The following is a 21,992-nucleotide window of genomic DNA, read 5'->3' as shown; positions in this document are numbered from 1 at the left end:
ACCCAGCCGGCCCGCGGGCCCCGGGGCCGGCTGGTCCGCTGGGTGGCTGTGGGGTGGCGCCAGGTCGGGGCCCGACTCGTACATCTCGGACGTCTCGTAGTTCCAGAACCAGGTCTCGCCGGGCTCGTAGCTCTGGACGAAGGGGTGCCCGGCGGCCGCGGCGTGCGCGGTGGCGTGCTTCGCGGGGGAGGAGTCGCAGCAGCCGATGTGCCCGCACTGGGCGCAGCGCCGCAGGTGGAACCACCAGCCGCCGGCGGCGTCGCACTCCACGCAGCCGGCTCCGCTGGGCGGCACGGCGGGATCGATCCCGGTGGGCAGGCTCATGACGTCTCCTCGGGATCGTCGGATGCGGGGGCGTCGGCTTCCGGGGCGAGGGTGAGGTCCAGGTCCGGTGCGGGCGCCGTCAGCGGCAGCAGGACCTGGAAGCGGGTGTCGCCGGGTGCCGAGTGGACCTCGATGTGCCCGTGGTGTTTGTTGACGACGATCCGCCAGGAGATGTCGAGGCCCAGCCCGGTGCCCTGCCCGACGGGCTTGGTGGTGAAGAACGGGTCGAAGATACGGCCGCGGATGGCGGGCGGGATGCCCGGTCCCGTGTCGCGGAACTCGACGAGCAGCTGATCACGCTCGTCGCGGGCCGTGCGTACCGTCAGCGTGCCCTCGCCGCCGGTGTCGTTGATCGCCGCGACCGCGTTGTCGATGAGGTTCGTCCACACCTGGTTCAGCTCGCCCGGGTAGGCGGGGATCCTCGGCAGCGTGCGGTCGTACTCCTTCACCACCCGGATGCGCTCCCCGATCTTCCCGGACAGCATCAGCAGCGTGCTGTCGAGGAGTTCGTGCACATCGGCGTTCTGGTAGGGGGCCCGGTCCAGCTGCGAGTACTGCTTCGCCGCGTCGACGAGCTGGCTGATCCGGGTCGTGGAGTCCTCGATCTCGTTCATCAGCAGCTCGGTCTCGACCGTGTAGTTGAGCCAGCGCACCGCCCCCTCGAGGGTGTGCTCGTCGACGGCCGCCGCGACCTGGTCCAGCCACGCGGTGTCGAGCCCGGCCTGCACGAAGTTCGGGGCGAGCTGCCAGCCGCCCGCGATGCCGTGGTCGTCGAGCCAGTCCGTCAGCTCGTCCTCCCGGTCGGCCGCTTCCAGCGGGCTGAGCGGGGTCGCCTTGGCGACCTGTTCGGCCGTCCGCTCCTGGAGCTCGACCAGCGACTCCAGCGTCTCGCGCCGGTACGCCCCGGACGCGATGGCACCCAGCTTGTGGCGCATCCCGGCCACCCGTTCCCGCAGCGCGGAGGTCGCCCGCACGGCCGCCGCGGCCGGGTTGTTCAGCTCGTGGGTGAGGCCCGCCGACAGCGAGCCGAGCGCCAGCAGCCGCTCCCGCTGTCCGATGGTCCGCTGGGTGTTCTGGCTGCCGAAGAACAACCCCTCCAGCAGATGCACGGCCATCGGGAACCACTCGCGCATGATCTCCGCGAACGACGCCGAGGGCAGGACGAAGAACCGCGACGGCTCGATGACCCGCATCGACCCCTTGTAGCGGGCCTGGTCCGCCTGGTCGCCCAGATACGCCTGGAACGCGCCCGCGTACACCCCACGCTGCGAGGTGCGGTTCAGCTCCACGTCGTCGTCGCCGACCTGCCGCGACATCACCAGCGTGCCCTGCAGGAGCACGAAGAAGCAGGTCGCGGGCTCCCCCTCGCGGTAGACCCAGCCGGGTTCGAACCGCTCGACGCGGCCCTCACGGCACAGCCGGTCCAACTGCTCGGGCGACAGCTTCTCGAACAGGAACAGCGTGCCGAGCTCCGCCCGGTCGCAGGCGAGCGGCTGCCCGCTCACGACACCGCTCCGAAGGCCCGCGCGGTTCTCATGACTGCTCCAGATAACGGTGCACGAGCATGACGGCCATCGCTCCCTCTCCCACGGCGGACGCGACCCGCTTCGCGGACTCGTACCGGGCGTCCCCGGCGACGAACACGCCGGGCACATTGGTCTCCAGGTGGTACGGCGGCCGGTCCAGCTCCCAGCCCGGCGGCGGACTGCCGTCGACGGTCATGTCGGGCCCGGCCAGGATGAAGCCGCGCTCGTCGCGCAGCACGGTTCCGTCCAGCCAGTCCGTCAGCGGCTCGGCGCCGATGAACACGAACATCCACTGCGCGTCCACCAGCTCCTCGTGCCCGCTCGCGACGTCCTTGAGAGTGAGCCGCTCCAGCTGGTTGGTGCCGTGCGCGGCCTCCACGACCGTGCCGGTGCGCACGACGATGTTGGGTGTCTCCGCGAGCTGCTGGATCAGGTAGTGCGACATGGACGCCGCCAGCGACTCCCCGCGCACCAGGAGCGTCACCGACTTGGCGCCGCGGGACAGATACATCGCGGCCTGCCCCGCCGAGTTCGCGCCGCCCACGATGTACACGTCGTGGCCCTGGCAGGCGGCGGCCTCGGTGAGCGCCGACCCGTAGAACACCCCGCAGCCGTTGAGGTCGGAACAGCCCGGCGCGGCGAGCTGCCGGTACGACACGCCGGTCGCGAGGATCACGCTGTGCGCGGCGACCGCCGAACCGTCCGAGAAACGGATGGTCCGCGCCGCCCCGTTCACCTCCAGGCCGCTGACCTCACGGGCGGTGAGGATCTCCGCGCCGAACTTGGTGGCCTGCCGCCGGGCCCGCTCCGTGAGCTGCGCGCCGGACACCCCGTCGGGGAACCCCAGGTAGTTCTCGATGCGTGAGCTCTGCCCCGCCTGGCCGCCGGTCGCCGACCGCTCGACGAGCAGCGTCCGCAGCCCCTCGGAGGCCCCGTACACGGCCGCGCCCAGCCCGGCCGGGCCGCCGCCGATGACGACCAGGTCGTAGAAGTCCTCGGCCGGGGTGGTCGCCAGCCCGACCTTCTCCGCCAGGTCCGGGTCCTCCGGCGCGACCAGGGGAGTGCCGTCCGGGGTGACGACGAGCGGCAGTCGCTGTCCGTCCGCGCCGGCCGCGGCGAGCAGCCGCCGCCCCTCCGGCTCGTCGGACGAGAACCACCGATACGGCACCTGGTTGCGGGCCAGGAACTCCCGGACGCCCGAGGACCGCGCCGACCAGCGGTGCCCGACCACCTTCGTCGTGCCGACGCAGGTCCGGTCGGCGGCCCGCCACGCCTGGAGAAGATCGTCCAGGACCGGATAGAGCTTCTCCTCCGGCGGGTCCCACGGCTTCAGCAGATAGTGGTCGAGGTCGATCACATTGATCGCGTCGATGGCCGCGCTGGTGTCGGCGTACGCGGTGAGCAGCACCCGGCGCGCCCCCGGATAGACGTCCAACGCCTGTTCGAGGAACTCGATGCCGTTCATCTGCGGCATCCGGTAGTCGGCCAGGACGACCGCCACCTGGTCGCCGCGCAGCTTCAGCTCCCGCAGCGCCTCCAGGGCCGCCTCGCCGGACTCGGCCCGCACGATCCGGTACGACTCGCCGTAGCGCCGTCGCAGATCCCGGGCCACCGCACGAGACACCCCCGGATCGTCATCCACGGTGAGGATCACGTTCCGCGCCGGACCGACCGCCTGAGTCATATGCCTCCCACCCCGAACCAATGTGCTCATCGTATGTTCGGGCGTTCGGGTTCGCTCGGGTTCGAGGTCTGCGCCCCGGCGCGCGCCGAGCCGCCGGCCGACTCCGACGTACGCCCGGCCCGCGCCGAGCGGCCGGTCAGCCGCGGCGTCCGGAGAGGACGCAGAACTCGTTGCCCTCCGGGTCCATGAGCACGACCCACGACGCGTCGCCCTGCCCGACGTCCGCGTGGCGGGCGCCGAGAGCGAGCAGCCGGGACACCTCCGCCGCCTGGTCCACCGGGCGGAAGTCGAGGTGCAGCCGGTTCTTCACGGTCTTGGCCTCGGGGACGGGAGTGAACAGCAGGCCGGGCACGCGGTCGGGCTCCGGGCGGATCTCGTACTCCTGCGGCGCGTCGTTCACGACCACCCACCCGAGCGCCTCGGCCCACCAGCGCCCGAGCGCCACCGGATCGGCGGCGTCCACCACTACCTGCTCCCAGTTCAGGTCCATGGCGCGAGCGTAGTGAAGACTGGGCCCGTCAACCTGATGAGACGAAGAAAGGTGGCCGATGTCGACGCGCCCGATCACCGCCGCAGTGGACGGTACGCCCGAGAGCCTCGCCGCACTGGCGTGGGCCGGCCGGGAGGCCGTACGCCGGGACGTACCGCTGCGGGTGGTGCACGCCTGGCAGTGGCAGCCCCACGAGGCGATCACCGTGGACCGGGACGGACAGGCCGGGTGGGCGCGGGACGCGCTCGCCGAGGCAGTCCGCGGCGTCACCGAGCGGCATCCCGGCCTGGAGGTCTCGACGGACCTGGTCGAAGGGCCGCCGGTGGAGTCCCTGACCGTCGCGGCGGAGCACGCCGAGACCCTGGTGCTCGGCTCGCGCGGCCACGGAGCGGTGGTGGGCTTCCTCCTCGGCTCCGTCGGACAGCAGGTCCTCGTCGACTCCCCGCGGCCCGTCGTGTTCGTCCGCGCCGGTGACGAGGCCTCCGCCGAGGCCGCCGGACGCGAGGTCGTCGTCGGCCAGGACGGCACACCGCAGGACAGCGCCGCCGCTCTGCGGTTCGCCTTCGAGACCGCGGCCGCCCGGGGCGCCTCCCTGCGGGCCGTCCGCGCGTGGACGCTGCCGCCGCTGTACGCCTACAGCCCCGGTTCGCTGAAGCTGCTCGACGAGGCGGGCGGCCTCGAACCGTACGAGAAGAAGGCGCTGGCCGCCGCGCTCCAGCCGTGGCGGGAACGCTTCCCCGACGTACCGGTCACCGAACACGTGGAGATCGGCAGCGCCGGTCAGGTCCTGCTGTCCGTCGCCGGGCACGCCCAGCTGATGGTGGTGGGCCGCCGCGCCCGCCGCACGGCTGTCGGCGCCCGCATCGGCTCGGTGGCCCACGGCGTCCTCCACCATGCGCCGTGCCCGGTGGCGGTCGTCCCGCCCGGTGCCGACGCCGAGGCATAGCCGCGCTTGGCTCACCCAGCCGTGACGTCGTCGGTCGCCTCGCTCACATCGCTGTGACGTCGTCGATCGGCGGCGGCAGCGCCGCCCGCGCCTTCGGCAGGACGTTGTCGATGTAGTCCTTCACGGCGATGTCCAGGCCGATGTCGTGCTGCGCCCGCTCCGACAGATACCAGCGGTGCTCCAGCAACTGGTGGTAGATCTCCGCCGGGTCCATCGTGCCGCGCAGGTCCGGCGGCACGGCCCGCACGGTCGGGCGGAACACCTCACGGACCCAGCGGTGCGCCAGGACCTCGGGGCGGGCGCCGAGGGGGTCGCCGGGGGCGTAGTCGTCCTGGGTGGCCATCCAGCTCTCCAGGTCGGTCAGCAGCCGGCGGGCCTGGTTCTCCTCGGTGTCCAGGCCCGTCAGCCGCAGCAGCTGCCGCTGGTGGTGGCCCGCGTCCACCACCTTCGGCACGAAGGTGACCGTGTCGCCGTTGGAGGAGTGCTCGATCTGCATCTCGGCCACGTCGAAGCCCAGGTCGTTGAGCCGGCGGATACGGCGCTCGATGTAGTGGTACTTCCCGGCGGGGTAGACAGAGGTGCGCGTCAGCTCCTGCCACAGCCGTCGGTAGCGGGAGCAGATCTCGTTGCCGAAGTCGATCGGGTCCACCGACGGGTGCAGCGCCCCGGACGCCTCCAGGTCCAGCAGCTCCCCGCTGATGTTCACCCGGGCCAGGTCGAGGTCGTACTCCCGCTGCCCGGTGCTGAGCTGCGTGTGCAGATCACCGGTCTCGGCGTCCACGAGATACGCGGCGTACGCGCCCGCGTCCCGCCGGAACAGGGTGTTGGACAGCGAGCAGTCGCCCCACGCGAACCCCGTGAGATGCAGTCGCACCAGCAGCACGGCCAGCGCGTCCATCAGCCGGTGCATCGTCGCCGGACGCATGGTCGTCTCGAACATCGAGCGGTACGGCATCGAACCGCCGAGGTGCCGGGTGATCAGCACCGGCTCCAGCGGGTCGCCCGCCTCGTCGGTGCGGCCGGTGACCACGCCGAGGGCGTCCACGGCCGGGATGCCCAGCCGGTCCAGGTCGCGCAGCAGCTGGTACTCGCGCAGCGCGGGCCGCTCGGCGAGCTCCTTGACGGCGATCACCTCGTCGCCGGCACGGGCGTAGCGCACGACGTGCCGCGAGATACCGCGGGGGAGCGGTACGAGATGGTGCTCGGGCCACTCCTCCAGGGGCAGGTGCCACGGCAGTTCGAGGAGCAGCGCGGGGTGTTCCGGGTTGGTGGCGCTGATCTGCAGTGCCATGGGTCCTCTGCCTTCGTCTCACGGTCGAACGGGGTGCTCGCGGGGCGGCGCACCGCCCCGTTGAAGCATCTCCGCATTCGAAGGACCGTTTCGTCAACAGAAGGTGAACCGGAGAGGCAGGTCGGGGCGGGTGTCAGGGGCGCGGGCGGCGGAAGACGTCGTCGGAGTCGTCCCAGCCGGGGAAGTCCTGCGTCACGGAGCGGCGGGCGGCCCGCGCGGATGTCGCGTACATCGCCTCGATCTCCGCCGCGTACCGCTGCACGATCGTGTCGCGGCGCAGCTTCATCGACGGGGTCAGCATGCCATTGGCGAGGTCGAACGGCTCGGGGAGGATACGGAAGACCCGGATGGACTCCGAGCGCGACACCGTGCTGTTGGCACCGGCGATCGCCCGCAGCACCTCCTGCCGCAGCGCGTTCTCCTCCCGTGCCTCCGGGCCCATCAGCTCGTTCGCGGGGCCGAGCGCGCCCCGCCAGTGCGCGAGGAACTCCGGGTCCAGCGTGATCAGCGCGCCCACACAGGGCCGGTTGTCGCCCACGACCACCGCCTGGTGGATCAGCGGGTGCATCCGCAGCTGTTCCTCCAACGGCGCCGGGGCCACGCCCTTGCCGCCGCTGGTGATGATGATGTCCTTCTTGCGCCCGGTGATCGACAGATAGCCCTCGGAGTCCAGCCGCCCGATGTCTCCCGTGGCCAGCCAGCCGTCCTGGAGAGCGGCCCGGGTGCCCGCCTCGTCGTTGACGTACCCCTGGAACACCGAAGGGCCGCTGACCAGCAGCTCCCCGTCCCGTGCCACCCGGATCTCGGTGCCCGGCAGCGGCCGGCCCACGGTGCCGAACTTCTCCCGGCCCACGGGCTGCGCGGTGATGCCGCCCGCGGTCTCCGTCAGGCCGTACCCGTCGTGGACGAGGATCCCGATCCCGGCGTAGAACAGCGCGAGGTCGCGGTTGAGGGGGGAGCCGCCGGAACAGCCGCCGCGCACCCGGCCGCCGAGCGCGGCACGCAGCTTGCGGTACACCGTCTTGTCGTAGAAGGCGTGCTGGAGCCGCAGATCCATACCGGGGCCCGGACCCGAGTCGAGACGGTGCCGTTCGGCGGCGAGCGCGTAGTCCTGCGCGGTGCGCACCGCACGCTCGAACACGGCGCCCCGACCCGCCTGCTGCGCCTTGCGCAGGAAGTTCTTGTAGATCTTCTCGAAGACGTACGGCACGCCGTACAGGAACGTGGGCCGGAACGACAGCAGCGCCGCCGACAGCGCCTCCTCGGTCAGCTCCGGCTCATGGCCGAGCAGCATCCCGCCCCGCAGGCACATCCCCTGGATCATCAGGCCGTAGACGTGGGAGAAGGGCAGGAACGCGAGGATCGCCGGCTGCTCACCGGGCGCCGCCGCGGTGTGCCGCCACCCGGCGAGCAGCACGTCGCAGGGGCTGGCGAGACTGCGGTGGGACAGCGCGCAGCCCTTGGGGTGACCGGTCGTGCCGGAGGTGTACGCGATCACCGCCGTGGAGTCGGGCATCACGATGCGGCGCAACGAGTCCACCGTCGCGTCCGGCACGTCCCGGCCGGCCTCGGCCAACCGCGCCAGCGCGTCCGCGTCCAGCTGCCACACATGGCGCAGCAGCGGCAGCTTGGCGCAGACCGAGCCGACCGTCATCACGCCCTGCTCGTCCTCGACGACGACACCCACACAGGTCGCGTCCCGCAGGATCCACTCCACCTGGTCGCGTGACGACGTCGGATAGATCGGCACGATCTCCGCGCCCACCGACCACAGCGCGACGCCGAGCACCGTCCACTCGTAACGGGTCCGCGCCATCACGGCCACCCGGTTGCCCGGCCGGATCCCGGAGGCGACCAGCCCCTTGGCCAGGCTCACCACCTCGTCCCGCACCTCGGCAGCTCCGAGCGACGTCCAGGTGTCCGGGGTGCCGGTCTCGCGGCGGGCGATCTGCGGCAGCGCGGGATCGCGCTGCGCCGTCTCGAACAGTGAGTCGGCGAGTCCCCCGGTCATGGCCCGGGCCGCCGACGGAGCAATGCCGAACGTGCTCATGCGCTGCTCCCCAGACCTTCCCCTGCGCGCGATCTCGCCGATGGTGCGGCGACCGGCGGTGATCGAACGTAGCGTACGGCGCCGACGCTCGCCCACGGAATGGGGAAGTCGTCGCCATGTGACGCAGCGGGCGGGGTCACCCCCTCACATTCCGCACAGCGGGCGGCCGACGTGATGTACGGCACGTGGGGGACCCCCGCCCGGACCCCCTGGCGGGAATCGTCGCTGCACACGGCTTGATCACGTCTGACCGGCGGCGATGGGTGAATCCGGCGTCCCCGACGGGTGTGGCACTGTGGTGCGCGCGAGCGCGGGAGTCGTCCCGCCGACGTGGAGAGGTGGACGGTGCGCGAGCCCAACGTGATCGGGGACTGGCAGGAGTACGACGGTGACCTGGCCGGCCTGCGTGTGCGCGTCCACGGCCTGGAACGCGCCGAACCGCCGCGCGGCGGTGACGACGCCGCCGAGGGCCTGACGTACTTCCGGTTCCGGGTGACCGTGGAGAACCGCGGCACCGGCCACGTCGGCCTTCACCTGGAGGACGGGCAGCTCGACATCCGCACCGGCCCCGACGGCGAGAGCGCCTTCCTGGACTGGCGCAACTCCAAGTTCATCGAGGGCTTCGACCTCTACCCGCTGCGCCGCGCCACGGCCGTCCTGTACGCCGCCGCGCCCGAGGCCCAGCTCCTCCAGCTCGACATCCAGGTCCAGCTGCGGGCCGACGAGGAGTGGACCGACCGCCATCTGTGGTCCGGCGGCATCGGAGTCGACGAGGAGTTCCTCGACCCGGCCTCCGGCAGCGTCCGGGAGAGCCTCGCCGGGCAGATCAGCGCGTTCCTCCACGAGGAGGCGGAGCGGGGCGCGGGCTGAACCCGGCCGCCCCCTGAGTACGCCGGATCGCACCCGGTTCACGCGCTCCTGGCGCCGTGGGCGGGGCGGGTGCGGGCCACGAGCCGTTTCAGCAGCGGCCAGGCCAGCAGCAGCACGATCACCGCGTACACCGTCACCGCGAACGGCGTGTTCACCAGGCCGGTGACACTGCCGTCGCTGATCTGCAGGGCGCGCCGCAGCTGCTGTTCGGCGCCCGGTCCGAGGATGACCCCGATGACGGCGGGCAGCACCGGCAGTCCGTAACGGCGCATGCCGAAGCCGATCAGACCGATGACCAGCAGGATCACCAGGTCGATCACCTCGCCGCCGACCGCGTACGCGCCGACCGCCGCGAAGAACATGATCCCCGCGTACAGATAGGGCCGGGGGATGCGCAGCAGCTTCGCCCACAGCGGGGCCAGCGGCAGATTGAGCGCCAGCAGCAGCACCATCCCGACGAAGAGGGACGCGATCAGACCCCACACGAGGTCGGGTTCGCGCTCGAACAGCAGGGGGCCGGGCTGGATGCCGTACTGCTGGAACGCGGCCAGCATGACCGCCGCCACCGCCGTCGTGGGCAGACCGAGCGTCAGCATCGACACCAGGGTGCCCGCCGCCGAGGCCGACGCCGCCGACTCCGGCCCGGCCACCCCTTCGATGGCGCCCTTGCCCCACTCGTCCTGGTGCTTCGACAACCGCTTCTCGGTGACGTACGACAGGAACGTGGGGATCTCCGCGCCGCCCGCCGGGATCGCCCCGAACGGGAACCCGATGAACGGGCCGCGCAGCCATGACTTCCACGTCCGCCGCAGATCCGGGCGGCCGAGCCACGGGCGGCCCACCGGTATCGGCTCGCCCGGCCTGCGCCGCAGATGGGCGGCGACCCACAGGGCCTCACCGATCGCGAAGAGACCGACCGCGACGATCACGACGTCGACACCGTCGGCGAGCTGGAGCGAACCGAACGTCAACCGCTGCTGCCCGGTCATCTGGTCCAGTCCCACCAGGCCGATGGTGAGGCCGATCAGCAGCGAGGCGAGCCCCCGGAGCCGGGACGAGCCCAGCACGGACGTCACGGCGATGAACGCCAGCACCATGATCGCGAAGTAGTCGGGGGCGCCGATGTCCACGGCCAGCTCGGCGACCGTCGGCGCCAGCGCCACCAGCAGGACCGTGCCCACCATGCCGCCCGCGAAGTGGCCGATCGCGGCGGCGGCCAGCGCCTGCGCGCCGCGCCCCGACCTGGCCATCGGGTTGCCCTCCATGGCCGCGACCACCGCCGCGCTCTCACCGGGGGTGTTGAGCAGGATCGAGGTGGTCGAGCCGCCGAACATCGCGCCGTAGTAGATCCCCGCGAACATGATGAACGCGCCGATCGGGTCCAGCCCGTACGTCACCGGGAGCAGCAGCGCGACCGCCATGGCCGGGCCGATGCCGGGCAGCACCCCGATCGCCGTGCCGAGGAGCACCCCGACCGCGGCCCACAGGATGTTGACCGGCGTCAGGGCTGTACCGAAGCCGTCCAGGAGCGAGGCGAGGGCGTCCATGTCACAGCGCTCCCATCAGCGGGCCGCCGGGCAGGGGCACCCCGAGGAGGTTGTTGAAGACGGCGTACGTGACGAGCGAGAGGACCGCCGCGACGAGCGGATCGCGGTCGTGGCGGCGGCTGCCGAGGGCGAACGCCGCCCCCCAGAACAGCAGGGCGCCCGCCGCGGGGAAGCCGAGCGGTTCGATGAGGACGGCCGAGCCGAGGAACACCCCGGTGAGCAGCAGGACCGTACGCCAGTCCGCGGGCTCCGACAGGTCGACGTCCTCCCCGGTCTCCGCCTGCCCCCGCCCGCCGCGCAGCACATCCACGGCGAGCAGCGCGGCGATCAGCAGCAGCCCGGCGCCGACCACCACCGGCACCGTCCTCGGGCCGACGGGCCCGCGCTGCGCGATGTCGACGTCCATGGTGAGCGCGTCCGTCAGAACCAGTACACCGAGCGCCAGCAGCAGCACGCAGACGCCGAGCTCGGAGTGGTTACGCAGCCACGACCCGCGGTCCGCCGCGGGCGCCGGGGGAGCGTCGGTGGGGTGTGGCGTGTCGGGGGAGTGCGGCGGGTCGGCGGGGGGCGTCGTCACAGTCCCAGCTCCTTCAGCACCGACACCACGCGTTCGTCCTGGGCCTCCAGGAACTCGCCGAACTTCTCGCCGGTGAGGAAGGCGTCGTCCCAGCCGTTCTGCTTCAGCGACTGCCGCCACTGCGGGGAGTCATGCAGTTCCTCGACCAGCCGGGTCAGCTTGGCCCGCTCGGCGTCGGTGAGACCCGGCGGGGCGACGATGCCGCGCCAGTTGGTGAAGTTCACGTCGTAGCCCGCCTCCTGGAGCGTCGGCGCGTCCAGCCCTGCCACCCGCTCGGGGCCGGTCACCGCGAGCAGCCGCAGCTCGCCCGCCCTGATCTGGTCCAGGTACTCGCCGACGCCGGACACCCCGAAGGCGACCTTGTCGCCGAGGATGGAGGCGAGCAGCTCACCGCCGCCGTCGAAGGGGATGTAGTTGACGTCCCGCGGCGCGATCCCGGCCGCCCGCGCCATCAGCATCGGCGCCAGATGGTCCGGCCCGCCCGGCGCGGACCCACCGCCGACGGGGAGCTTGCCGGGCCTCTCCTTCCAGGCTCCGATGAGATCGTCGATCGTCCGGTACGGCGAGTCCTTGGCGACGACCACGACGTCCTGCTCCTCGGTGAGCCGGGCGATCGGAGTGGTGTCCGCGAGGGTCTTCGGCGCGTCGTTGGACCGGACGGCACCGACGACGCCGAGCCCCATCGACATCGCGAGCCTGCCGTTGCCGTGCTCGCCGACCAGCCGGCTCAGCCCGACCGTGCCGCCAGCGCCGGGCAGGTTGAACACCTCGATGTTGTGGGTGAGCCCCGCGTCCTCGGCGTTCTTCGCGGCGGTGCGGGCCGTGATGTCGTACCCGCCGCCCGGCGTGTTCGGCACCATGAAGCGCAGGCCCGGTATCTGCGTGCCCGTGTCACCGCCGCCGGTCGTCAGCAGCGGCGGCCCCACGAACACGAGCGCGGCGGCACCGAACAGGGCGAGGGCGTGTCGCCCCCGAGGGGTGCGCAGACGCACGAGTGTCACCACCTGTCGTGGACGTCGATGGAGGAGAGTGACCCGCGACACAGCGTGCCCACCCGGAGAGGGCGTGTACCGGTTGCGGAGGCAACGAACGTTGTGGTCTTTGTGGTCGCGGCCTCTGTCACCTTATGGGCACTCTCCCCCCACCTCTCTTCTCCTGACCCCACACGAGCGCCATCATTGTGCGACCCACCGCACCCACCGCACCCGCCGACGCCCGAGCCGCCGGGCATCGCCTCCGCACGAGAGATGAGTCCGTCGTGGTCGCCGAGTTCCGCCGCCATACCCTCGCGGGCGAGATGCTGGTCCTCCAGCTCGCCATCGTCGTGGTGGTGCTGCTGGCGGTCGCCGGTGTTTCCCTCACCCAGTCCGCGGCCACGTTCAACCGCGTCGAGGGCCGCCGCGTCACCGCCCTCGCCGAGCAACTGGCCGCCAACCCCCTGGTCCGCGACGGACTCGCCCGCGCCCTGCCCCAGGAGGCCCTGGCCCCCCTGGTGAACTCCACCCAGACCCAGTCGGGCGTCACCTCGGTCACCGTCGCCGACTCCGACGGCAGGATCGTCAGCTCCACCGACCCCACCGTCCTCGGCGACCGGCTCCCGCTCGGCGAGGGCGCGGCCCGGGGCCGCGGCTGGTCCGGCCCGCTCACCCTCGACGGCAGCCGCGAGCTGGTCGCCCAGGTGCCCGTCCTCGGCGCCACCGACGACAACCTCGGTGTGCTCCTCGGCACCGTCATGGTCGGTGAGGCCTCCCCGACCGTGTGGCAGCGCCTCAGCGGCGCCTCCTCGTACCTTCTCGCCTACCTGGGCGTCGCCAGCGGCCTCGGCATCGCCGGCTCCTGGCTGCTGGCCCGCCGCGTCAAACGCCAGACCCTCGGCCTGGAACCCCGCGAGATCGCCGGCCTCGCCGAACACCGCGAGGCCATGCTGTACGGCATCGCCGAGGGCGTCGTCGCCCTGGACCCGCAGGCCCGCGTCACCCTCGTCAACGAGGTGGGCCTGCGCCTGCTCGACCTGCCCGTGGACTGCGTCGGCAAGAGCCTCAGCGAGCTGGGCGTCGAGGGGCGACTGAGTGACGTTCTCACCGGGGCGCAGGAGATCCCCGGCCACAAGGGCGACGAGGTCGTCATACGCCGCGGCCGTGTCCTCGTGATGAACCGGATGGCCGTCACCAAGGACGGCCGCCACCTCGGCTCGGTCACCACCCTGCGCGACCGCACCGAACTCGCCCGCCTGGAACGGGAGATGGGCTCCTTCCGCAGCTCCTCCGAGCTGCTGCGCGCCCAGGCCCACGAGTTCGCCAACCAGCTGCACACCATCTCGGGACTCATCCAGATCGGCGAGCAGGACGAAGTGGTCCGCTACATCCGCGCGCTCAGCCGCCACCGGCAGTCCCTCGACATGACCCTCAGCCGCCGGGTCCGGGACACCGCGGTCGCCGCGCTCCTCATGGCGAAGGCGTCACTGGCCGCCGAACGCAAGGTGAGCCTGCGGATCTCCGAGAGCACCGCGCTCGACCGGCTCGCCCCGGAGGACGCCGCCGACGTCGCCACCGTCGTCGGCAACCTCGTCGACAACGCGGTGGACGCCGCGGCCGCCCCCGGCGAACCCGGCGACCGCGAGGCATGGGTCGAGGTGGAACTGCGCCAGGACGCCTCCAGCGTGGAGATCGTCGTCCGCGACTCGGGCCCCGGCGTCGCCCCCGAACTCGCCCGCGAGGTGTTCTCCCACGGCTTCACCACCAAGGCCGCCCAGGAGGGCGAACGCGGCATCGGTCTCGCCCTCACCCGCCTGGTCTGCGAACGCCACGGCGGCGAGATCTCGGTGACCAACACCCCCGACGGGGCCATGTTCACCGCCCGCATGACCGTCAGCCACCTCGCCGACGCGGTGGCGGAAGGAGCGACACCATGAGTCCTGGTCCGGCCGCGATCGACGTGCTCGTCGTCGACGACGACTTCATGGTGGCCAGGGTCCACCGCACCTTCGTCGAACGGGTCGAGCCGTTCCGGGTCGTCGGCGTCGCCAGCACCGGGGAGCAGGCGGCCGCCGCCGTCGACGAACTGCGCCCCGACCTCGTCCTGCTCGACCTGTACCTGCCCGACGTCTTCGGCCTCGACGTCATACCCCGGCTGCGTACGGCCGGCCACGACTGCGACGTCATGGTCATCAGTGCCGCGCGGGAGGCCGACACCGTGCGCGGCGCGGCCCGCCACGGTGTCGTCGACTACCTCCTCAAGCCGTTCGAGTTCGAGGAACTGCGCTCCCGGCTCCAGCGGTACGCCGCCCAGCGGGGCCGGCTGCTCACCGCGGTCGTGCAGAGCCAGGCCGACGTCGACCGGGTCCTCGCCGGGGCGTCGGCGCCGCCGGCGGCCGGCGCCCTGCCCAAGGGCATGAGCGTCGAGACCGCCGACCTCATCGAACGCACCCTGCGCGCCGCCGACGGCACCCTGTCCGCCACCGAGTGCGCGACCCTCGCCGGCATCTCCCGCGTCAGCGCCCGCCGCTACCTGGAGTACTTCCACGCCACCGGCACCGCGGACGTCTCCCTCCGCTACGGAGTGGCGGGACGCCCGGAGCGCCGGTACACCTGGCGGGTGTGAGACGCCGGTACGAACAGCGGTGATGAGACGCCGCTACACCCTGGCGGGGGTGTGGAGGGACGCGGAGCACTCTCTCGCGCTACCTCCCGTCGGCCTCCCCGTTTCCGTTCCCGTTCCCGCCGTTCTTCACGTCCGTCGGGCTGGGCATCAGGCTCAGCTCGGCGAAGGCGTCCGCGACGCGGGAGCGGTCGGTGTCGGCGGCGCCGGCCACGGAGGGGGACCCGGTGGCGTCCAGGGTGCGCAGCCGGTCGACCGCCTCGGGGAGGTGGTAGGCGCCGCCGCCCAGGACGACCCACTTGCCGACCTCGGGGTGCATGACGAGGGCGGCGTCACGGTTCTCCGCGTCGGTCGTCGGCCGGTCCACCCACACCTCGCAGCTGCCGGTCACCCCGACCGGCACCCCGCCCGCCGACCAGGCGACGGTCACCGTCAACCTGTGGCGCCCCGGCCGCTCCAGCGGGAACCCGTCGGAGCTCCAGAACACCCGGTACTCGGCGCTCAGCGACTCCCCCGGTGCCAGCGGGGCGAGCTTCGCCGACTCGCAGGTGATGACGAACGGCCGCACCGGCCGTTCCTCCCCGGACTCGTCGAGGCACGACATGGTGGCGAACAGCGCCTCCATCCGCAGGTCGGTGGGCACCACCAGCTCGCCCTGCGAGGTGTTCGTCAGCCGCCAGGACACGGTGACCGGCGCCCCGAGCGGGACGCGCCCGGCCTCCGCCCACACCTCGAAGTCCAGCTCGTCCGAACGGAACAAATTGCGGTCGGACGCCTGCGGGGCCCCCGCGGGGAACCAGCTCGCGAACGGCCAGCCGCCGGGGCGCACCACCGGGTCCGGCATATGGGCCAGATGGTTGCGCACGGTGGGGTTGAAGCCGAGGTTGATCTGGTCGGGGAACACACCGGGCGCTCCGGTGGCGGGCCCGCCGAGGACGTCGGCCACGCTCGGCGTCGTCGTCATGATCGAGTTGTCGGCGGCGGTCTCCGACTCCTGGTGGATCTGGTTGAACGCGTGCGTCACCTCATGGGTCGCCGACCGGAGATAGGCGCGCGGGAAGTCGCGCTGCCGCTGGTTCTCCGCGAGGCCGAAGTTCGACGAGTCCGAGCTCGGGTAGCCGTCGTCGCTGAAGCTCGCCGACCCCTCGCGCGGCACACCGATCTGGTCGTACATCACGCCGCGCGAGCAGCCCAGGGCGGCGGGCACCACCACGAGGTGGGTGCGCCACTCGGCATCGAGGTCGGTGCTCGGCTTGCGCACGCCCGACATCAGCGCGTGCAGGTTCGCCGCCGACCAGCAGGCGGTCGGGTTCACCCCGACCGGCACCGGGATGTCGACCTGCGCCTCGACCCGGTCGATCGCCAGGTCCCACCCGGCGGTGGCGTACACCGTGTCGAAGAACTCCGTCCCGCTGCCGGACGCGGCGGGCACCGGCTGGGGGCCGACCGCGCCGCGCAGGGTGTCGATCTCCAGGACGGCGCGGCGCAGGAAGCTCGACACCCAGGTCAGGGTGACCGTCCCGCGCAGCACGTCGCCCTCGAACACCCGGCCCTCGAAGCGAGGCCCGCCCAGACCGGGCAGGGGCAGGGGGGAGCCCGGCACGCGGGTCAGGACGAGCCGCAGGGACCTGCTGGGCGATGAGGGGAACGACCCCTTGAACGAGCCGGCCGGCGGCTGGGTGTAGTCGAACTCGTCGACGTCGAGGGTCACCTGGCACGGCCTGCCCGGCAGCCCGAAGAGGGGCACGACCAGGCGTGTCGCCTTCAGGTACGAGTGGTATCGGTCCCGAGGGAAGACCGGGATGCGCGGCAGGAGGGGTGAGGGCGTGCCGGGGCGGCTCGCCGCGGCCGCGACGGACTCCCCGCCGCCGGTGAGGGTGGCCCCGCCGAGCCCGGCGGGGTCGTCGCCCGAACCCTGGTCGGGGACCAGGGACGGCGGCTGCCGGTACAGGTCCCCGCTGACGATCACCCCGTCCGGGCCGGCGGCCGGCGCCTTGCGGTCGACGCGCAGCGTGCCGACGAGGTGCGGCAGGGACGCCTGGGCGGGCCGGAACGTCACCCGGTAGCAGCCGTCACGGAAGTCCGGGCGGCAGGGCCGCAGCGGCGGAGGCGGCAGCGGGACGGGCCGGTCGCCCCGCTCGGCGGCGCCCTCGGCCGGCGAGGCGTCCTCGACGGCGATCGGGGCCGCGACGGGCACCGCGGACGGGGTCACGCTCACGGCGTTCGGCGCGAGCCGTGGGTCGGCGGCGTACATCTGTGGTGCTTCGTTCTGCATGGTCGCCCTCCTGGGGCCGAGACATGGGTGACAGGAGCCCCCCTGATCGACCGATTCCGTCTCCGCGCCCCGGGCGTGGGCTGCACGCGACAGTTTCGAGTACCTGCTCAACTTCGTCCGGAAGCAGAAGTGCCGCAATAGTCCGGTCGGGTAATACTTGTGCGTAATGCGCAGGTTGACGTACGCGCATAGAATCGAACAGTTATGGCCGATCCGAGCGCGTCCGAGCCGGGGCCCCTGACGGGCCGTTGGCGCCGTGTGTCCGACTCCGACTGCGCTCGCGCCTATCCCGCCGGACTGGTCATCGGTCCGGGATCCCGCTACCGGGCGGTGGGCGGCGGCGACCGGGGCCTGCCGGTGTGGGACGTGGGCACGGCCCGGATGCCCGACGGGACGACGCTGACCATGAGCACATCCAGCGACGAGCTGGTCAGCTACCGGCTCGACGCCACCGCCGACCGCTTCACGGTCACCACCCCGGACGGCTGCACGCTCACCTACGAGCGCGAGGACTGAGCGGCATCCCGAGGCGGGCCTGCGCCGTGGGTATCCGTTCGAGGACGCCGCCCGCGAACACGTCGTACAGCGGCAGGGTCTCCAGATGGACGTACCCGATGTGGCAGTCGCAGACGGCCAGTGGGCAGACGCGGGGCGCGAGCGCCGTACGGAAGGAGCCGTCGTAGAGGTTGCCGAGTTCGTCCCGGACGAAGTGGCACCGTCTGACGGTGCCGTCACCGTCGACGGACACCACCGTCGCGCCGGTGCGGCACGCGCGGCCCGCCGACCGGTGCGGGTGACGACTGAACGGGAACAGCGGATCCAACGCCGTCCACGTCGCCGCCTCCTCGTCGGTGTAGGTGTGCCCCTCGGCGGCGTTCACCCACAGGTACACCTCCTCGGGCAGCTCCCCGCGCAGCCGACGGGCCTCCTCCAGATGTTCCGGCAGGCCCACGACGCCCACGCTGAAGCGGACCCCCGTCGCGGCGAGCCGTCGGGTCTTGCCGAGGAACCGTTCGTACGGGGTCTGGCCCGGGTGGTACGTGCACCACAGCGCCACCGTGTCCCGGTCGGCCTCCGCCAGCCACTCCGTACGGCAGCTGAGGTTCGTCTGGATCGCCACCCGGTCGATGTGCGGCTCGTGCGACAGCTCGACCAGCGCCCGCCGGTACCAGGAGCGCGTCAGCCCCTCGCCCCACGGGGTGAACAGCACCGACAGCCGGTCGCCGGTCGACGACCGCGCCCAGCCGGTGAACCGCTCCAGCGCCGCCCGGTCGGCCCGCAACTGCTCCGTCGAGTCGCGGCGCTTGGCGAACGGGCAGTAGGGGCAGTCGTAGTCGCACGACGCGAGCGGGCCGCGGTACAGCAGCGTCAGGTCCATGGCGGCCGTCACTTCAGCTCGTAGTCGGCCATCGCGGCCCGAACGGCGGGGGAGAAGAAGTCGGGCCCGATGGCGTCCGAGTGCGCCAGCCCCTCGTCGGACAGCTTCAGCACCTCCCCGCCCGCCCCGGCGAGCCAGCCGCGTGCGGCCAGCCGCTCCAACTCCGCCGGGAAGTCGTCGTACGGGTCGGCGCCGAACCGCCGCCGGTAGTCGGCCACCGGCAACCCCCGCGCCTGGAGCAGCGACTGCAACAGATGACGGCGGCGCGCCTCGTCCTCGTCGACCTCGCGGCCGTGCACGGCCCGCCCGAAGTCCTCGGTGGCGGTGTAGTCGTCGATGATGCCGCGGATCTCCCGCATGGCCACCGCGTAGTCGAAGGAGTAGTGCAGCCTCGACGTGTACGAACGGGCGCCGCAGCCCAGGCCGATCATGCCGTCGGTCTGGCAGGCGTAGTCGTCCGGGCCCTGCGGCGGCGCGTCCGCGCGGCGGAACATCCGCATGGACACCTGCTCGTAGCCCCGGGCGAGCAGATGGTCGCGGCCCTCCCGGTAGCGGCGCAGCCGGGCCTCGTCCCAGTCGCGGTCGGCCGTCGCGGCGTCGGCGTGCCGGCCCAGACCCGTCAACGGCCTTACGTACAGCGGGTACAGGTAGATCTCCTCGGGCCGCCAGGCGAGGGCCGCGTCCAGGGAGAGCCGCCAACTGGTCGCCGTCTGCCCGTCGATGCCGTAGATCAGGTCGATGTTGAGGACGGGGATGCCGGTGTCGCGGATGCGGGACAGGGCCGCCTCCACATCGGCACGCCGCTGCGGTCGCACGGCCGCGCGCGCCTCCTCCTCCACGAAGCTCTGCACGCCGAGGCTCAGCCGCGTCGTGCCCCGTGCGGCCAGCACCGACAGCCGGTCGGTGGTCGCCGTGGCGGGGGACGCCTCCACCGACAGCGGGATCGCCCGCAGGTCCGCGCCCATGTGCCGCTCCGCGATGTCGCAGAGCCGCTCCAACTCGGCGGCCTCCAGAAACGTCGGGGTGCCACCGCCGAACGCGGCGTTCGCGAACCGCACCGGCTCCGTGTCGCCGAGCGCCTCCCGGACGGCGATCGCCTGCCGCTCCAGGGCGTCGAGATAGCGCCCGGTCAGCCCGTCCGGGGCGCCGATCCGTGTGAACAGGTTGCAGAACCCGCAGCGCACCTCACAGAACGGTATGTGCGCGTACAGCGACAGGGCCGCCTTCGACTCGCCCGCCCACAGGTCGGCGAGGCGGGGCCGCTCGGGCAGCCTGCGGTACGCCGTCTTGTGCGGATAGGCGTACACGTAGTGCTGGTACGGGCGAACGGGGGGCGCGGTCACGGTCATGCGGACGGCTCCAGGAAGAAGTGGCTGTAGGGGACGGTCCACACGGCCTCGTGGCCCAGCCGGTGCCCGGTGTAGCCGTCGTCGCCGTAGGTCGTCCCGTGGTCGGAGCAGACGACGGCGAAGCAGCGGCGCCGCGCGCTCATCGCGGCGAACAGCCGCCCGATGTGCCGGTCGATGTACTCCAGGGCCGCCGCGTGCGTGGCGAGGCTGTCGCCCGCCTCACGGGTGGCGCCCGGCAGATGGAACCAGTTCGGCTGATGCAGCGCCGAGGCGTTGAGGAACAGGAACAGCCGCTGCTCGGCGGGCAGTGCGGCCACCACCTCCTCGGCGCGGGCCACCTGCGCCTCGAAGGACGTCGGGGACGCGACGGAGAACTCCGGTTCCCAGTGGCTCTCCTGGAACAGGCCCGGCAGGACGCTGCCGAGCGCGCCCTGCTTGTTGAAGAACCCGACACCGCCGACGCACACCGTGCGGTAGCCGCCCTCGGCGAGCGCCGACACCAGGTCGGGGGTGTCGAAGACGAAGGTGCGGCCCGCGGTCGTCTCACTGCCGGCGAACCGGCTCGCGAACAGCCGGGGATGCGGCCCCGGGGCCGCCGGGGTCGGCAGGAAGCCGGCGAACATCGCCTGGTGCGAGGCGTAGGTGAAGCTGCCGGGCGCGTGCCGCTTCTCCCAGACACCGCCGGGCAGGCGGGCCGCCAGGTTCGGCAGTCGCCCGGCCGCGGCCAGCTCCACCGCCACGTCGTACCGCAGGGTGTCGAGGGTGAGCAGCAACAGGTCGTCCCGGCCCACCACTTCGTTCATGTCGGGCGCGGGGTGGGACACGGGCGCGGGCGCGGTGTGGGGGACGGGCTCGGCGTCGGCCGTGGGCGGCCGGAGGGCCGTGTCAGAAGGGTGCATGGTCTTTCCTTGCCTGGGGGTGGTGCGAGAGCGCCGACGGCGACCGGTCCCGTACGGCCGCGATCTGCGCCGTGTAGGTGTCCAGGCCCTCCGCGGGGCCGCCGGGCAGACCGGTCAGCCGGGGCAGCAGATCGCCGAAGGCGTTGACCTCGCCGACGGCGAACCGGCGCCAGCCGATGGCGGGGAGGAGATCCACCCCGACGCTCAGGGTGTCCGGGAAGCACGCGGCGGCCCGCTCACAGACGTCGAGGGCCTGGCGCCAGCGGTCGCCCGCCGCGTCGACGACCGACATCAGATCACCCCGCGCGCCGCCGAGATGGAGATTCGTCATCGGGAAGCGGCTGGTGCGGACCACGGCGTGGGTGGCCCGCCCTGCCACGACCAGCACCCGCAGATCCGCGGACCTGCCGTGGGCGGACGCCTTCGGCAGCCACCGCTCGATGTGCAGCCCGTCCGGTGCGAGGGCGTCGACGATGCCGGCGATCTCGCGTTCGTCGGTGTAGCGGCGCACCCGCAGCGAGTTGTGCAGCCGGAGCGGGGCGCGCAGCCGGCCGTCCTCCGCCACCTCGACCGAGGTGGTGGCCCGGATCCGGCCGCTCGCCGACGACTCGACGGCCAGCACACCGGACGCGGAGGAGCCGTGCGCGGGCTTCACGAAGACACGCGGCATGCCGTGCTCCCGCATCAGCGCCCGTACGTCGTCCCAGCCGCGCACCGCAGTGTGGCCACCCGAGGTGGGCGACGGCGGTACCGGGACGCCCGCCGCGTCGAGCCGGGCGTGGCAGAGCCGCTTGTCGAACAGCACCGCCAGATCCGCCGGTTCGTCCAGCCGCACCCCGCCCCGCAACGACCCGACCGCGTCCAGGAAGCGCCCGTACCAGGTGGCCGAGCCCTCCACACGCGTCGGATCGTCGACGCCGCGCAGCAGCCGGTCCACCTCGGCGTTCTCGCCCGGCGAGTCCAGCCGTACGACCTCGTCGTCGGCGAACTCGTGGCCGCCGTCGCGCAGGACGTCCCGCCACTCGACGACCCGCGGCGTCCCCACGCCCGCGGCCTCGGCCGCCGCGACGAACAGCCCGACCCTGCGGTTCTCGCCGTTGCCGACGACCGCCCACCTGAACGGGTCCGCACCCGCGCCGGCCCGAACGGACACACCGACCCCCCTCACCTCGTACCCCCGAAATCCGGT

The 21,992-nt window shown here is 72.5% G+C and carries 19 protein-coding genes; 5 read left to right on the top strand and 14 right to left on the bottom strand.

Annotated elements, in window-relative coordinates:
• The 4 genes from AOK15_RS01075 to AOK15_RS01060 form a co-directional block, all read right to left on the bottom strand.
• The coding region (locus AOK15_RS01075; protein ID WP_055511690.1) for a UBP-type zinc finger domain-containing protein at positions 1-324 on the bottom strand (324 nt) is incomplete at its 3' end.
• Positions 321-1,829: an ATP-binding protein gene (locus tag AOK15_RS01070; protein ID WP_055511688.1), complete on the bottom strand. Its 1,509-nt coding sequence runs from the start codon at positions 1,827-1,829 to the stop codon at positions 321-323. The genes AOK15_RS01075 and AOK15_RS01070, both read right to left, overlap by 4 nt.
• Before the next feature lie 28 nt (positions 1,830-1,857).
• A complete protein-coding gene (locus AOK15_RS01065) occupies positions 1,858-3,534 on the bottom strand; it encodes an NAD(P)/FAD-dependent oxidoreductase (RefSeq protein WP_055511687.1) in 1,677 nt (558 codons plus the stop codon).
• A gap of 136 nt (positions 3,535-3,670) precedes the next feature.
• The gene (locus tag AOK15_RS01060) at positions 3,671-4,024 is read right to left on the bottom strand and encodes a VOC family protein (protein ID WP_055511685.1); all 354 of its coding nucleotides are present in this window, start codon (positions 4,022-4,024) and stop codon (positions 3,671-3,673) included.
• Positions 4,025-4,082: 58 nt separating this feature from the next.
• On the opposite strand from AOK15_RS01060, the gene AOK15_RS01055 reads away from it, so the two are divergent.
• Positions 4,083-4,970 (top strand): universal stress protein, encoded by an 888-nt coding sequence (locus AOK15_RS01055; RefSeq protein WP_055511682.1) that lies wholly within the window; start codon positions 4,083-4,085, stop codon positions 4,968-4,970.
• Between the two features lie 43 nt (positions 4,971-5,013).
• Here AOK15_RS01055 and AOK15_RS01050 read toward each other — a convergent pair whose 3' ends face one another.
• Positions 5,014-6,261, bottom strand: a complete 1,248-nt coding sequence (locus AOK15_RS01050) for a DUF4032 domain-containing protein (protein ID WP_055511680.1) — start codon at positions 6,259-6,261, stop codon at positions 5,014-5,016.
• Between the two features lie 133 nt (positions 6,262-6,394).
• A complete protein-coding gene (locus tag AOK15_RS01045) occupies positions 6,395-8,311 on the bottom strand; it encodes an AMP-dependent synthetase/ligase (protein WP_055511678.1) in 1,917 nt (638 codons plus the stop codon).
• Positions 8,312-8,656: 345 nt separating this feature from the next.
• Here AOK15_RS01045 and AOK15_RS01040 point away from each other — a divergent pair, with 345 nt between their 5' ends.
• On the top strand, positions 8,657-9,181 hold the full coding sequence (locus tag AOK15_RS01040) for a hypothetical protein (RefSeq protein ID WP_055511676.1): 525 nt from the start codon (positions 8,657-8,659) through the stop codon (positions 9,179-9,181).
• A 38-nt stretch (positions 9,182-9,219) separates the two neighbouring features.
• Here AOK15_RS01040 and AOK15_RS01035 read toward each other — a convergent pair whose 3' ends face one another.
• The 3 genes from AOK15_RS01035 to AOK15_RS01025 form a co-directional block, all read right to left on the bottom strand.
• Positions 9,220-10,728 carry a tripartite tricarboxylate transporter permease gene (locus AOK15_RS01035; RefSeq protein WP_055511674.1) on the bottom strand — a complete coding sequence of 503 codons (1,509 nt, stop codon included), beginning with the start codon at positions 10,726-10,728 and terminating at the stop codon, positions 9,220-9,222.
• Position 10,729: 1 nt separating this feature from the next.
• Entirely contained in the window at positions 10,730-11,212 is a 483-nt protein-coding gene (locus AOK15_RS01030) for a tripartite tricarboxylate transporter TctB family protein (protein ID WP_185093874.1), read from the bottom strand.
• 89 nt (positions 11,213-11,301) lie between these two features.
• Positions 11,302-12,297, bottom strand: a complete 996-nt coding sequence (locus AOK15_RS01025) for a Bug family tripartite tricarboxylate transporter substrate binding protein (RefSeq protein WP_055511703.1) — start codon at positions 12,295-12,297, stop codon at positions 11,302-11,304.
• Positions 12,298-12,563: 266 nt separating this feature from the next.
• Here AOK15_RS01025 and AOK15_RS01020 point away from each other — a divergent pair, with 266 nt between their 5' ends.
• Positions 12,564-14,216: a sensor histidine kinase gene (locus AOK15_RS01020; RefSeq protein ID WP_107099306.1), complete on the top strand. Its 1,653-nt coding sequence runs from the start codon at positions 12,564-12,566 to the stop codon at positions 14,214-14,216.
• A complete protein-coding gene (locus tag AOK15_RS01015; RefSeq protein ID WP_055511669.1) occupies positions 14,213-14,905 on the top strand; it encodes a response regulator in 693 nt (230 codons plus the stop codon). Before AOK15_RS01020 ends, AOK15_RS01015 begins: the two co-directional genes overlap by 4 nt.
• 79 nt (positions 14,906-14,984) lie before the next feature.
• On the opposite strand, the gene AOK15_RS01010 is transcribed toward AOK15_RS01015, so the two are convergent.
• Complete coding sequence (locus tag AOK15_RS01010; protein WP_157870135.1) at positions 14,985-17,177, bottom strand: hypothetical protein; 2,193 nt, start codon at positions 17,175-17,177, stop codon at positions 14,985-14,987.
• 204 nt (positions 17,178-17,381) lie between these two features.
• Between AOK15_RS01010 and AOK15_RS01005 the strand changes: the two genes are divergently transcribed.
• The gene (locus AOK15_RS01005) at positions 17,382-17,693 is read left to right on the top strand and encodes a hypothetical protein (RefSeq protein ID WP_055511665.1); all 312 of its coding nucleotides are present in this window, start codon (positions 17,382-17,384) and stop codon (positions 17,691-17,693) included.
• On the opposite strand, the gene AOK15_RS01000 is transcribed toward AOK15_RS01005, so the two are convergent.
• The 4 genes from AOK15_RS01000 to AOK15_RS00985 all read right to left on the bottom strand — a co-directional run bounded on the left by AOK15_RS01000 (position 17,671) and on the right by AOK15_RS00985 (position 21,956).
• Positions 17,671-18,555, bottom strand: a complete 885-nt coding sequence (locus tag AOK15_RS01000) for an STM4011 family radical SAM protein (RefSeq protein ID WP_055511699.1) — start codon at positions 18,553-18,555, stop codon at positions 17,671-17,673. The genes AOK15_RS01005 and AOK15_RS01000 overlap by 23 nt on opposite strands.
• 8 nt (positions 18,556-18,563) lie before the next feature.
• Positions 18,564-19,904 carry an STM4012 family radical SAM protein gene (locus AOK15_RS00995; RefSeq protein ID WP_055511663.1) on the bottom strand — a complete coding sequence of 447 codons (1,341 nt, stop codon included), beginning with the start codon at positions 19,902-19,904 and terminating at the stop codon, positions 18,564-18,566.
• Positions 19,901-20,707, bottom strand: a complete 807-nt coding sequence (locus AOK15_RS00990) for an STM4013/SEN3800 family hydrolase (protein WP_055511696.1) — start codon at positions 20,705-20,707, stop codon at positions 19,901-19,903. Before AOK15_RS00990 ends, AOK15_RS00995 begins: the two co-directional genes overlap by 4 nt.
• Before the next feature lie 82 nt (positions 20,708-20,789).
• The gene (locus AOK15_RS00985) at positions 20,790-21,956 is read right to left on the bottom strand and encodes an STM4014 family protein (protein ID WP_107099305.1); all 1,167 of its coding nucleotides are present in this window, start codon (positions 21,954-21,956) and stop codon (positions 20,790-20,792) included.
• Positions 21,957-21,992 lie beyond the last annotated feature (36 nt).

The organism is Streptomyces ossamyceticus (genome assembly GCF_001418475.1).
GTDB lineage: Bacteria > Actinomycetota > Actinomycetes > Streptomycetales > Streptomycetaceae > Streptomyces > Streptomyces ossamyceticus.
The sequence above is the reverse complement of the archived record's forward strand: the minus strand, read 5'-3'. Positions and strand labels throughout refer to the sequence as shown.